Origin of the sequence: Chryseobacterium oryzae (assembly GCF_022811665.1) — a bacterium.
GTDB lineage: Bacteria > Bacteroidota > Bacteroidia > Flavobacteriales > Weeksellaceae > Chryseobacterium > Chryseobacterium oryzae.
In genome coordinates, this window is the sequence record NZ_CP094529.1 from 1,980,428 (window position 1) to 1,993,463 (window position 13,036).

At 31.1% G+C, this 13,036-nt stretch carries 12 protein-coding genes; 4 read left to right on the top strand and 8 right to left on the bottom strand.

Annotated features, from left to right (window positions below; all coding sequences use genetic code 11):
* The first annotated feature begins 195 nt into the window (after window positions 1-195).
* Window positions 196-381, top strand: coding sequence for a hypothetical protein (locus MTP08_RS09100; protein WP_243575731.1), 186 nt, complete (start codon window positions 196-198; stop codon window positions 379-381).
* A gap of 28 nt (window positions 382-409) precedes the next feature.
* Entirely contained in the window at window positions 410-1,045 is a 636-nt protein-coding gene (locus MTP08_RS09105) for a transposase (RefSeq protein ID WP_243575732.1), read from the top strand.
* A gap of 809 nt (window positions 1,046-1,854) precedes the next feature.
* On the opposite strand, the gene MTP08_RS09110 is transcribed toward MTP08_RS09105, so the two are convergent.
* From MTP08_RS09110 to prmA, 5 genes are all read right to left on the bottom strand, one after another.
* Window positions 1,855-3,162: a nucleotide sugar dehydrogenase gene (locus MTP08_RS09110; protein WP_243575733.1), complete on the bottom strand. Its 1,308-nt coding sequence runs from the start codon at window positions 3,160-3,162 to the stop codon at window positions 1,855-1,857.
* 37 nt (window positions 3,163-3,199) lie between these two features.
* Window positions 3,200-5,581 (bottom strand): GumC family protein, encoded by a 2,382-nt coding sequence (locus tag MTP08_RS09115; RefSeq protein WP_243575734.1) that lies wholly within the window; start codon window positions 5,579-5,581, stop codon window positions 3,200-3,202.
* 27 nt (window positions 5,582-5,608) lie between these two features.
* Complete coding sequence (locus MTP08_RS09120; protein ID WP_243575736.1) at window positions 5,609-6,418, bottom strand: polysaccharide biosynthesis/export family protein; 810 nt, start codon at window positions 6,416-6,418, stop codon at window positions 5,609-5,611.
* A gap of 104 nt (window positions 6,419-6,522) precedes the next feature.
* Complete coding sequence (locus tag MTP08_RS09125) at window positions 6,523-7,836, bottom strand: UDP-N-acetylglucosamine 4,6-dehydratase family protein (protein ID WP_243575737.1); 1,314 nt, start codon at window positions 7,834-7,836, stop codon at window positions 6,523-6,525.
* Between the two features lie 747 nt (window positions 7,837-8,583).
* Complete coding sequence (gene prmA / locus MTP08_RS09130) at window positions 8,584-9,426, bottom strand: 50S ribosomal protein L11 methyltransferase (protein WP_243575738.1); 843 nt, start codon at window positions 9,424-9,426, stop codon at window positions 8,584-8,586.
* 172 nt (window positions 9,427-9,598) lie between these two features.
* Between prmA and MTP08_RS09135 the strand changes: the two genes are divergently transcribed.
* Entirely contained in the window at window positions 9,599-9,865 is a 267-nt protein-coding gene (locus MTP08_RS09135; RefSeq protein ID WP_209391027.1) for a hypothetical protein, read from the top strand.
* A gap of 286 nt (window positions 9,866-10,151) precedes the next feature.
* The gene (locus tag MTP08_RS09140; RefSeq protein WP_209391028.1) at window positions 10,152-11,312 is read left to right on the top strand and encodes a thioredoxin family protein; all 1,161 of its coding nucleotides are present in this window, start codon (window positions 10,152-10,154) and stop codon (window positions 11,310-11,312) included.
* A gap of 352 nt (window positions 11,313-11,664) precedes the next feature.
* Here MTP08_RS09140 and rplI read toward each other — a convergent pair whose 3' ends face one another.
* The 3 genes from rplI to rpsF all read right to left on the bottom strand — a co-directional run bounded on the left by rplI (window position 11,665) and on the right by rpsF (window position 13,006).
* Complete coding sequence (rplI, locus tag MTP08_RS09145; RefSeq protein ID WP_243575739.1) at window positions 11,665-12,174, bottom strand: 50S ribosomal protein L9; 510 nt, start codon at window positions 12,172-12,174, stop codon at window positions 11,665-11,667.
* 155 nt (window positions 12,175-12,329) lie between these two features.
* The gene (gene rpsR / locus MTP08_RS09150) at window positions 12,330-12,632 is read right to left on the bottom strand and encodes a 30S ribosomal protein S18 (RefSeq protein WP_056215709.1); all 303 of its coding nucleotides are present in this window, start codon (window positions 12,630-12,632) and stop codon (window positions 12,330-12,332) included.
* A gap of 32 nt (window positions 12,633-12,664) precedes the next feature.
* A complete protein-coding gene (gene rpsF / locus MTP08_RS09155; RefSeq protein ID WP_089743038.1) occupies window positions 12,665-13,006 on the bottom strand; it encodes a 30S ribosomal protein S6 in 342 nt (113 codons plus the stop codon).
* Window positions 13,007-13,036: the final 30 nt, after the last annotated feature.

Genomic DNA, 13,036 nt, shown 5'->3' on the forward strand with positions numbered 1-13,036 from the left:
ACGCTGATTATTACTGATGATACAGAAAGTTTATTGAACTTTGTTTCAATAAACTTTTTTTATGTCTGAAAATTCAAAAAAAATCGCTGTTGGAGTTGCAAAAGTTTGGAGGTGATTTCTTGAGGTAAACAAAATGGCAAACGCCGTTTTAAATGTAAAAATTGTGGCATTTATTTTACATCCGAAAACAAATCTGTGAGCTTGAAAAACAAAGAAATTTGGTTTAAAAAATGGATTGTCTGTAAACAAACCTATGAGCAGATTTCAGATGAATCAGGGTATTCAGTAAGTACGCTTCAGCGGTATTTTAATGTGATGCTTGGAAATGCTCCTAAGCTGACCTACAGCCAAAACAAGGAAGTAAGTTTATCTGCTGATTGATGGAACCTATTTTTCCAATGAAATTTGTTTGGTTGTTTTCAGAGATAATGTTTTTAAACAAACCCAACTTTATAGAATCACTGACGGGGAGCATTATGAGGAGATGAAAGAAGATTTGGAAAACATCCTTAGTTTGGGAATAAAAATCGGCGGAATAACCTGCGACGGCGATAAATCATTACTCAAAGCCATCCGAAAAGTCTGCCCGAAGGTTCCCGTTCAAAGGTGTTTGGTTCATATCCAGAGGATGTGTAAAATATGGCTCTCTGCCTATCCAAAGTCGAATGCGGGATTTGAACTGCGGGAAATTGTCTGCAAACTGCATTTCATTGATAATGAATCTAAGAAACAGTATTGGATAAAAGAATTTTTGGATTGGTTTGACAAGCATAAAGATTTTATTGATGAAAAATCCTACAGCCCGGAAACCGGTAGATATTGGTATACTCACAAAATGGTCAGAAGGTGTTTCTCTGTTATCAGAAAAGCTTTGCCTAATATGTTCACTTTTCTTCAAAATCCTAAAATCCCAAAAACAACAAACGGAATTGAGTCTTTTTTTGGTCATTTGAAAGGAAATTTAAATATTCACAGAGGGCTCACGAAAAGCAGGAGAAAAAAGTCCATTCAGTGGTATCTCTTCTACAAGAACCGAAAGAAGTAAGGTTTTTTTAGCCATAAAGCTGTTCCAATAATTAATGGAAAAAAGGATGGAAAAACCCATCCTTCTAAACTATTGTTTACAGCGCTGATTGTATTGCTGATGAGTTGCTCCTCAGCATTGCTCATTTCCTCTTCCAATCAACAGCCAAATATTACGAATTATTTCTGGGAAAAACACCAACTATTTTTGACCACATTACCATAAAAACTCAATGGAAAAGAATTTATATCATTTTTTACATCTACTTGAAATATATCAATTACCTAAGAATTAACTAAAACTGGACTATAAATAGATTTTTCAACTTTCCAATTTAATTTCTTGAAAACTGTTATATCCCAATATATTCTTTGTAAAATTGGAAGATTATTTTGTTTCATATAAAAAATAGTTGAAAAATTTTAACTATTATTGAGCATAAAATTTTATAATAGCAATATTACTATATTTTATAAAATTTATATGACAGAAGCAAATAACAGTATACGAGAAAAAAAATTAAAATTTCACACATAGTATGACTAGATCATAAATAACTTGAGTTCGGTATAAGCAATATTTTAAATAAATGATATTTTAGTTGGTTATTACTTTATCACAAAGAAAACAAAGAGATGCTTGATTTTTAAAACAATTTTAAGTTATAGAATGGCACTTCGTTTATCAAAGTAATAAAAATTTTTATTACTTTGGTGAGTTCCACGCTTTTGTTTGCTTTACGTATAAATCAATTATTAGTATTTTGTTTAACTTTTCGATTTATAAATCCTTAACCCTAACTCAGATTAAATATTAAAAAGACAAATAATTTACAATCTTTTATTTACAATATTTTTATTTAGAAGACCTTTAACATCATAAATAATTCCATTTTCCTTAAGAAAACTTTTTAAATCTAATGTGAAAAATTCTTTGTGTGATACGGTGAGAACAATAGCATCATATTTTACCTCATCTCGAAGTTGTGAAATACAATGAATGTTATATTCGTTTTTTACTTCTTCAGGGTTTGCCCAAGAATCATATGTAATTACCTCTGCACCATAATCTTGTAGATTGGTAATAACATCAATCGCTTTTGAATTTCTTATATCAGGACAGTTTTCTTTAAAAGTAATTCCGAGATTTAAAATTTTAGATCCTTTTACTTTAATATCGTTTTTAATCATTAATTTAACAACCTGGGATGCGACAAATGCCCCCATAGAATCGTTCAGTCTTCTTGCTGCTAAGATTAATTCGGAGTAATATCCTATTTCCTGTGCTTTTTGAGCGAGATAAAAAGGATCTACTCCAATACAATGCCCACCCACCAAACCAGGTTTAAATTTTAAAAAATTCCACTTGGTTCCAGCCGCTTCTAAAACATCATGAGTATCAATATCCATTAAAGAAAAAATCTTAGCAAGTTCGTTCATAAATGCAATATTGAGATCTCGCTGAGAATTTTCAATTACTTTTGAAGCTTCAGCAACTTTTATGGATGGAGCTAGATGCGTACCTGCAGTAATTACCGATTGATATAAATCGTCAACAATCTTCCCTGTTTCGGGTGTTGAACCGGAAGTTACTTTCAAAATTTTATCTACTGTATGCTCTTTATCTCCCGGATTAATCCGTTCCGGAGAATATCCAACAAAAAAATCTTGATTAAATGTTAATCCTGACACTTTTTCTAATACAGGAACACATTCTTCTTCGGTAACTCCGGGATAAACTGTAGACTCATATATAACAATATCTCCTTTTTGTAATACCTTAGCTACCGTTTCACTGGATTTGTAAAGTGGAGTTAAATCTGGTCTATTGTGTTTATCTACAGGTGTTGGAACGGTAATTATATAAATATCAGCATTTTTGATATCTTCTAGCAGAGAAGTACAATACAGACCCTTTGGATTTGATTCTGATTTCTGTAAAGGATTTTCTTCTAACAATACTTCATGAAGAAAATCATTATTCAATTCCTGAGTAACGTCATTACCAGATTTAAGTTCGGCAATTCTTTTCTCATTGATATCAAAACCTACTACAGAATATTTTGTAGCAAAAAGTCTGGCAAGCGGTAATCCCACATATCCTAAACCTATCACACAAATATTATATTTACTGTTCATTATCTATTAAATTACTCAGAAAAGACTAAAAATTATTCTATTTACCTAATAGTCTTTTCCAGAATGACTTTTTATTATCAGCAGAATATCCATACCCGTATTTGTAACCATAACCATATCCGCTGTGTATTTTATTCACATCATTAAGAACCATTCCAACATTTTTAATTTTCTTTTCTGCAATCTGTTTATTGATGAATAATGCCAATTCTTTTTCTGTGTAGCCAGAACGAGATACATACACCGTAACATCAGCAGTATCAGCAATAAGAAAAGAATCTGTGACAAGCATAAGAGGTGCCGTATCCAAAAGGATATAGTCATAATCCTGTTTTAAACTTTCAACCAATTCCTGATATCTTCCATTGGATAAAAGCTCTGTAGGATTTGGCGTAATTGCGCCAGAATATATTACATCACAATGAGGATTAAAAGATGTAGGATGAATAATTTCTGAAGCTTTCATACTATCATCGTACATAAATTCCGATAAACCTATCAATCCTCTTCTATTCTCATTATATCGCTGTAGTTGTGGATTTCTGATATCAGAACCAATAATAACCACTTTTTTTCGCGGAGTGGCTAAAGTTAATGCTAAATTCACTGAAGTAAAAGTTTTACCTTCCCCTTTCACCGTTGAAGTTACAAAAATAACATTCCCTTTTTTACCCTTCGGAAGCATAAAATTAATATTGGTAATCAGTATTCTGAATGCTTCTGCCAATGGCGACAAATCGTTCATCTGAACTATTTCAGGTTCACCTTTCTCTAAAGAAGGCAGTTCACCAATCACTGTAGCACCATGTATAAGTTTTTCCAGATCATTTTTAGTTTTAATCTTATTATTGAATAATTCGATTAAATAAATAATACCGAACGGAATTAAAAGTCCGATAATTAAAGCTCCTAAATAAATAATCAGCTTCTTTGGAGAAACCGGTATCGGATTCGTTAAAGCATCGTCTACAATTCTAGCTTTTGGTGCGGCTATAGCCAAAGAAATTGCAGCTTCCTCTCTTTTCTGAAGCAACAGTAAATAGAGCTGCTCTTTAATAGTCTGTTGCCTTTCTATGCTTCTGAAAAGCTTTTCCTGAACCGGAATTTTAGAAATTTTTCCCGATAAACGGTTTTGTTCACTATTAATATTGTTTCTTGCTATTTGAAGGGCAGATCTGCTTTTCTGTAAACTTTGAATTACAGAGTTCCTCATGCTATTCACCTGGTTGGTAAGATCCACAACAAGTGGATTGGCTGTTGTAGAATTTTCTAACAAGCGGCTTCTTTCAATCACCAATTGGTTGTACATTCCAATATTAGATGAAGCATCGGAATCTGAAAGTCCTACGTTGAGAGGTAAAACCTGATAATTGCCCTGTCTGTTAATAGAACTCAATAAACTGTTCACCAATTCCAGCTGAGATTCATTCTCTATTTGTTTTTCTCTTCCTTTAGTAGCTGCTTCCAGTGAAAGTTCTGCCTCAGTCTGTATATCTGCAATATTATTTCTAACTTTAAAGTCTTCTTTTTGGGTTTCTACAGAACCTAATTCGTTACTAATCAGTTTAATTCTATCATCTATAAAATTAGCTGTTTTCTGCGCCTCAGAATTTTTATCAATATTAGCTTCTTTGTTATAATTTATGGCGAGAGAATTTAATATATCTTCGGCCTTTTCTGGTACAGGATCTGTAATAGAAAGTTTAAGTACTGTTGCATCTTTCTGAACAAGAGAGACATTTAGCTTTGCAAGATAGTAACGAGCCCTATTCATTCCCGACATAAAATTCAGGAAGAAAAGATTTTGGTTATTATCTTCTTTTTTTGGACGGTATAATGAGTTTTTCTGAAACATTATAACACCAAAAGGCATTGAAACAGACTTATTAAATTCAGCAATAATATCTTTATTAAAAGACTTAGATTTTAAAATTATTTTATTTCCTTCAATTTCTGCACTAACTTGCTTTTTAGGATATTGTCCGTTTTTATTCTCTTTTATAATTCTTACTATAAATGGGGAAGTTTCTTTATAAAGTTCAGATTCTTTAATCTTTCCTTTTGCATAAATTCCTGTTTCAAGAGATTTGTCTCTTACCACAGAAAGCATCAGTTTTTTAGACTTCAAAATTTCAATTTCGTTATCTACAGAATTGGTACCCATGCCTCCAATTCCTCCCAATTCGGAGATAACTGACATTTCCGGTTGTCCTGACGCAGATTTTTTAACTTCTTTAATTAGTAATGTAGATTCTGTGCTGTAAATAGGCACACTATATCTCAAGAAAAACCATGCAATTATTAGTGCCGCAATGACTCCAATGACAAACCAATACCACCTAAACAGATAAGGTTTAATTATTTCTCTAATATTAAGATTTTCTTCCTGAAATTCTTCTGGGTTCTGACTGTAATCCACTATTAACTATTGTGAGGAATTAGAAATTTATTTTTTTGTTAATGCTAACACACCTAATGCAATAGAAGCGATTACTGAAGCAACAGATATATACAATCCTGTATTAGGATCTATTCTGGCTGCTTTTTCACGAACTTCATTGGGTTCAACATAAATTAAATCATTTTGTCTTAAATAATAGTATGGCGAGTTAAAAAACTGAGCACTCGTTAAATCTACCCTTTCCTGTGTGAATTTACCATCAACATTTCTAACAATCAAAACATTTTTTCTAATTCCAAAAGGAGTAAGATCGCCTGCTAAACCAAGAGCAGCGGGTAAAGTTGTATTTCCGTCCGGAATAACATAAGTTCCAGGTCTACTAACTTCTCCCAATATGGATATTTTAAAATTAACCAGCTTAATATCAACAGCAGGATCCTTTACATATTTTGAAATTAAATCTACAAGTTTTGTTTTCAAAGATTCTACTGTTTCATCTTTTGCCACTACTTTTCCTATTTGTGGAAAATTAATGTTCCAGTCCGTATCTACCATGTATGTGGGACCTGAAACAGGTAATTGCTGAGGAAGATTATTGGAGCTAGGCATAGAATACTGCGTAATAGTGGTACTCGACGAATAATTCTGATTGAATGGCTTTACAACATCCATATCCTTAGCTGAAACAGATATAATTAACTGATCTCCCGGCTGTAAAGTACTACGACTGTTCTTTATAGAATTATCAAGTGCAACACTTTCAATATCTTTCATATAGTTGATCTCTTGTCTTGGAGTACAGGAGAAAGCAGCTAAACCAATAGCTCCGCAGATCATATATCTTCTTAAATTCATTTTTGAAATTTTTTTCACAAAAATAGGATTATTATTTATAATATACATTTTTTTAATTATTAATCTTCTTTGTAACCCAACTCTCCCAACTCTGAATTTTATTATTATTTTCTATCTAAAATCTCAAACTCAGAATTATTGCTTATAAATTCTGGAACAATGTCTTTAAGGATGCTTACAACTTGGAATTTATCTCTTTTAATTGCAGCTTTAATGATTTGGTTACAAAGTCGATCTATTTTTTCAAACTCTATATTGACATCTTTAGAAATCATAATTTTCTGATGTAAAGTAGACAAGGTTTTTGTATTATTTTTTAAAATTTCTTCATATAATTTTTCTCCAGGTCTTAAACCAATAAATTTTATTTTTATGTCTTCATCTAAAGTAAACCCCGATAATTTAATCATTTGCTTAGCCAAATCTAAAATTTTAATAGGTTTCCCCATATCAAAAACAAAAATTTCTCCGCCATTTCCTATTGTTCCAGCTTCCAAAACCAGTTCACAAGCCTCTTGTATTGTCATAAAATAACGAATAATCTCTGGATGTGTAACCGTAATAGGACCACCTTTTTCAATTTGCTTTTTAAAGTGAGGAATTACCGAACCATTAGATCCTAAAACATTACCAAATCTTGTAGTAATAAATTTGGTAGAATTATCTCTGCATCCATAAAGTGCCTGGACGTACATCTCTGCCACTCTCTTTGAAGCTCCCATAATATTAGTTGGATTAACAGCTTTATCTGTGGACAACAGCACAAAATGTTCTACATTATATTTTTTTGAGAGTAAAGAAACATTTTTTGTTCCCAAAACGTTTGCAAATATTGCTTCATGGGGATTTTCTTCAATAAGAGGGACGTGCTTATATGCCGCTGCATGATAAACCATAGAAAACCAATAATTCTCAAATAAAACTTGTAAACTATAATTATTGGAAACATCTGCTAAAACAAACTTAAAATTCTGCTCTGGAAATTTTTCTAAAAGATCTAATTTCAGATTATACAAAGGTGTTTCTGCCTGATCTACAATAACTATTACTGAGGGTTTAAATTGAGCTACTTGTTTTATGATTTCACTACCTATTGAACCCGCTCCTCCCGTTACCAAAATACTTTTCCCAAAATGCCTTTTTCTAACTTCAATATTTTCGCTTTTATTAGACTTTCTTTTGAGTAAGTCTTCAATTTGTAAATTACTAATTCCTTTTATAACATTAGACTCATTTATATCATTTAGATTTGGTGCTTTTAAGACTTTCAGACCATTGTCTAATGCTAAAGTCACCCATTTATTAAGCTCATCTTCAGAAACAATTTCTTCGATAATCAATATAGCATCAAATTTATTAAGTATATTTTTATCTTTAAAAAAATTATCAATATTATAAATTTTATTTCCTAATAACATTTTTTTCTGAGAATCAGACTGTTTTATTAGAAAGCCTTTCAACTTGTAAGAACAATTCCGATTATGCAAAATTGCACGAGCTACAGATACCGAATTACCATCCACTCCAATAACTGCAAGTTTAATTTTTGAAAAAGAAGCTTGAGCATCAATCAAATCACTAAACATTTGTTTTATTAATAATCGGAATAAAAACATTAAAAAAACCGAAATAAAAAAATATAAATAAATAAACAGATTCGAATATATATATTCATCGAAAATGCTTTTAAGAATTAAATTGAGCAACAAAATAGTTAATAATGTACTCCCCGAGCAAAGTATTATTTTAAAAAAAACATAGTGATGAGCGATTTTAGTAAATTTTTGATAAAAATAAATGAAAATAACATTCACAATAACTACAAGAGCTATTTTAAAGAAAATATATCGAGAGAAACTCTCTTTTACATGAAGATTATCGAAAATAAAATATAAAATAGAAATAGATATAATTGACAATAAAACATCTAAAACAAACACAACCCATTCTGATGGATAGCTTAGCTTAATATTTTTAAAATAATCTCTTATAGAAAGAGATTTAAAAGCATGTATAAGCTTTTTCATCTAACAATTAAATTCCTAACTTACAAATATATTTAGAATAGATATTTAGAATGATAAACACATTTTATTGAACTAAAACAAATTGCTCTATTATTTTTTAACGCTTAACATATTTATTATTAAAAAAACATGTAATATTTAAAATAATACTTCTTTTTTATTTAAAAGTAAACTTACCCATTCTTCTTTCTGCAATTTCTTTTTAAGGACTAAATTATTTTCTTCACAGACTTCTAAAATATCATCAACATCGAAAAAACATAACCCTGAAAGTAATAATTCGCCACTATTATTGAGTACCGATGTATAAGTGGGAATATCCGAAATTAAAATATTCCGATTAATGTTAGCCAGAATAATATCAAACTTTTCTTTTCCAAGATTTTCTGCGGTCCCTAATTCTATATTCAGCTCAACATTATTTCTAACAGCATTTTCTTTAGAGTTTTCTACCGACCACTCGTCTATATCGATTGCTAAAGTATCTGCTGCACCATTCTGTTTCGCATAAATTGCTAAAACCGAGGTACCACAACCCATATCCAGAACTTTCTTATTCTGAAAATCCATATCCATCATTTGCTGAATCATTAAATGGGTAGTGGGATGATGCCCTGTTCCAAAAGACATTTTAGGCTGAATAACGATCTCATGCATTCCAGGTACAGATTCATGAAATTCTGCTCTAATTAAAACTTTGTCATCGATATTAATTGGCTCGAAATTTTTCTCCCATTCTTCATTCCAATTAATGTTGGGCATTTCTTTATAAGAGTATTGAATTTCAACATCGTTGTTCTGGAGAAGAGAAATTCCTTGAAGCTGATTTTCATTGAATATATCTTTTTGAATGTATCCTAAAATACCATCAAATTCCTCTGTAAAACTATCGAAACCAATTTCAATAAGCTCCGCCATTAATATTTCGTTCCACGGATAAAGGGGAGATATTTTAAAATCAAATTCAAGATAATTCTGCATACAATATATTTTTGCAAAAATAGTGTTTTCAATACTTAAAAACTAAAGCCAAACAGAATAATTTTACTTATCATAATATTCGGCAGATTTTTTGCACCATAAAATTATGTAAGTGCTTGAAATACTTACAAAATATTCCACCAAAACAAATTAAAATTACAAAACATCTATTATGAAAACAACATTTGCCATTGTCGCAATCTCCGCAATTAGTTTGTTGAGCTGTGCAGATAAAAAAGAAAACAGAGAAGAATTTAAAGAAGAACACAATAAAGATTTCATGAGAAATGATATGGGCGAAACTGCTGCTGCTCATTCCGAAAAATCTTCAGATCGGGATAAAGATACTCCAAAAGCGTTAAAAGATACTGCTGCAACACCTACAGATTATAAAAGTAAAGAATCCAGACCCAATACTTCTGTTGGTGGTTCCAGATAAACTAACTCATCTATAATTACAATAATCCGTTTCAAAATTGAGACGGATTAATTTTTTATTGATTGCTTGCAATCAGAAATAATTTTATTTCAGCATTAGTTTTAAATCTAAAATGTGGATTATTTCAAAATAACAAAGGCTCATTGATTTTTAGTAATATGATTAAAACTGACATTCTTATCAATTTCAATATAAAAACAAATCTTTCATAGATTCGAAATTATTTTTATTAAAAAAGAATAAATATTTACCATAATTATTACATTTGTTCAAACAAAAAAAATTCATGAAAAAGACAGCAATATTTTCCTTATTATTCTTTGCAGCATTAGCTTTTGCACAGGGAATCAAATTTGAAGAGGGAAATTTTAAAACACTCTTAGCAAAGGCTAAGAAAGAAAACAAACTTATATTTATTGATGCTTATGCGGTATGGTGTGGACCGTGCAAATTGATGGTTAAAAACATCTTTCCGCTTCAATCTGTTGGAGATCATTACAACAGTCATTTCGTCAATGCTAAAATTGATATGGAAAAAGGAGAAGGTATTGAACTTGCCAAAAAATATAATGTAAAAGTTTTTCCTACTTACCTGTTTATTAACGGCGATGGCGAAGAAGTTCACAGAACGATTGGTTACGTAGAGGAAAAAGATTTTATCCAGTTTGCAAAAGATGCAGAAGACCCAAGCAAAAGGCTTACTTCCTTAAAACAAAAATTTGAAAAAGGAGAAAAAGATCCAGAATTTTTGTTAAAACTTGCAGAACTTACAATGTATAGCGATGCAAAACTATCCAATATGGTTCTTGAACGTTATTTTGCTGCCAAACCAGAGTTGAATCAAACAAACTTACAGCTTTTGTTTCAAGTTATGAAAAGCACCGAAGATCCATCATACAAAATTTTTGTGGACAGAAAACAAGATATTCTGAAAATGTTGCCTGAGAAAAATTATGATAACATCAATAAAAATGTAAAAGTTAATACGATTCTTGCTAAGGCATACAATCCTGAAACAAAAAAGTATAATGATGCATATTTCTTAGCGGAAACTCAAAAATTCATGACTCAGCCAGAAGCTGAAAAGCTATTGGTAAAAGTAAAATCTAACAAGGCTCTAAAAGAAAAAGATTTTGCAACTTATGAAAAGCTTGCTTTAGAAACGTATAAAGATTACTCTTCTGCATCTTCTGAAGAACTTAATTCTGTAGCGTGGAACTTTTTTGAAAATATCAGCACAAAGACCTCTTTAGAAACTGCTATAAAATGGGCTCAGGAATCGGTGAATAAAAATACAAATTATGCCAATACCGATACTTTGGCTAATCTTTACCATAAAATTGGTGATAAGAAAAACGCAAAAATCTGGGCAGAAAAATCTATTGAACTTGCAAAAGCAAGTGGAGAAGATTCTACTGATACAGAAAAACTTTTAAAGAGCCTGTAAAAACAATCTCACTTTAAAATTCTTATAAGCGATGCAATATAATTATGCATCGCTTTTTTTTTATTTGAATATTTATCTTCAAAGCTATAGATATTAAATAAATCATCATATTGAAATAAACCAGCTTTTGTCATTATGAAAAAAGTCTCAACTTTCTGAAATACCAACAGTTTAAATTCCTTCGGAATGACAAAATCAATACTAAAAACTCATTGCTAATTGCAAACAATCAGGATACTAAATCATATAAGAGTAATTTCTTTCAATTTATACCATACAGATATTCATTATATTACAAAAAAAATCCGCTATACTTTTTGTATAACGGATTTAAATATTTTAAAGAAATTTCTTAAGCTTCTTCAGCAGGAGTTTCTTCTTTTTTAGCAGGAGCAGCCTTTGGAGCTTCTACCGGTGCGTCTGATACGATATCAAACTCGAAGTTATACTCTACATTTCTGTGTAATCTGATGTTAGCAGTTACTTTACCTGTTCTCTTAATTGTGTTACCAGGAATTTTGATGTATTTTTTCTCAACAGAAACACCAGCTTTCTCAAGAGCAGCAGAAAGATCTGCATTGTTGATAGAACCGAATAATCTGTCTCCTGATCCTACTTTTGCAGGGATTGTAACAGAAGTTTTCTTCAATTGTTCCACTTTAGCGTTAGCTGCAGCGATCAATTTAGCTTCTTCTTCTTTTCTAGCTTCTAAAGTAGCTTCTAAAGCAGCTTTATTTTTTGGAGTAGCCAAAACTGCATAACCTTGCGGTAATAAGAAGTTTCTTGCGTAACCAGGTTTTACACTTACTGTGTCGAACTCAAGACCTAAGTTTTCTACGTCTTTTTTTAGGATAATGTCCATTGTTGTTGTCTTGTTTAGATTCTAGATTTCAGATTCTAGATTTCAGATTTTTTCTGATGCCTAATTTCTGATGTCTAAAACAGTTAGAATTAAATAATTTATTCAGCAACAAAAGAAGCAAAAGTCTTTCATCTTGCTTCTTTTATCTTTTAGTCTTATTTTAATAAATCTGCTACGTAAGGCATCAAAGCAAGGTGTCTTGCTCTCTTAATTGCAGCAGAAACTTTTCTTTGATACTTTAAAGAAGTTCCTGTATATCTTCTTGGTAAAATTTTACCTTGCTCGTTTACGAACTGTAATAAGAAATCAGCATCTTTATAATCTACATGCTTAATTCCGTATTTTTTGAATCTACAGTATTTCTTTTCAGATTTTGTATTGATATCAAGCGGAGTAAGGAATTTTACTTCAGATTCTCCTCCAGCTGAGGCTTGTTTAGCCATATCATCTATTGCCATGTCTTTGTCTTTTTAGATTGTGGGTTAATAAATTAAGCTTTTGCAGCCTTTAGTTTAGTTCTTCTTGTTACAGCATATTCTACAGCATGCTTGTCTAGTTTTGTAGTAAGGTAACGGATTACTCTTTCGTCGCGTTTGAATGCCAATTCTAGATCAGCTACTACAGAACCTTCTCCTTTAAACTCAATTAAAGTATAGAATCCATTCTTTTTCAATTGAATAGGATAAGCTAATTTCTTTAATCCCCAATTTTCTCTTGTTACAATTTCGCAGTTCTTTTCTTTTAAAAGATCTTCGAATTTTTTCACTGCTTCCTCCACCTGAGCATCAGATAGAACGGGAGTTAAAATGAAAACAGTCTCGTAATTGTTCATAATGTAAATAAATTTGTTAATTATTTCGAG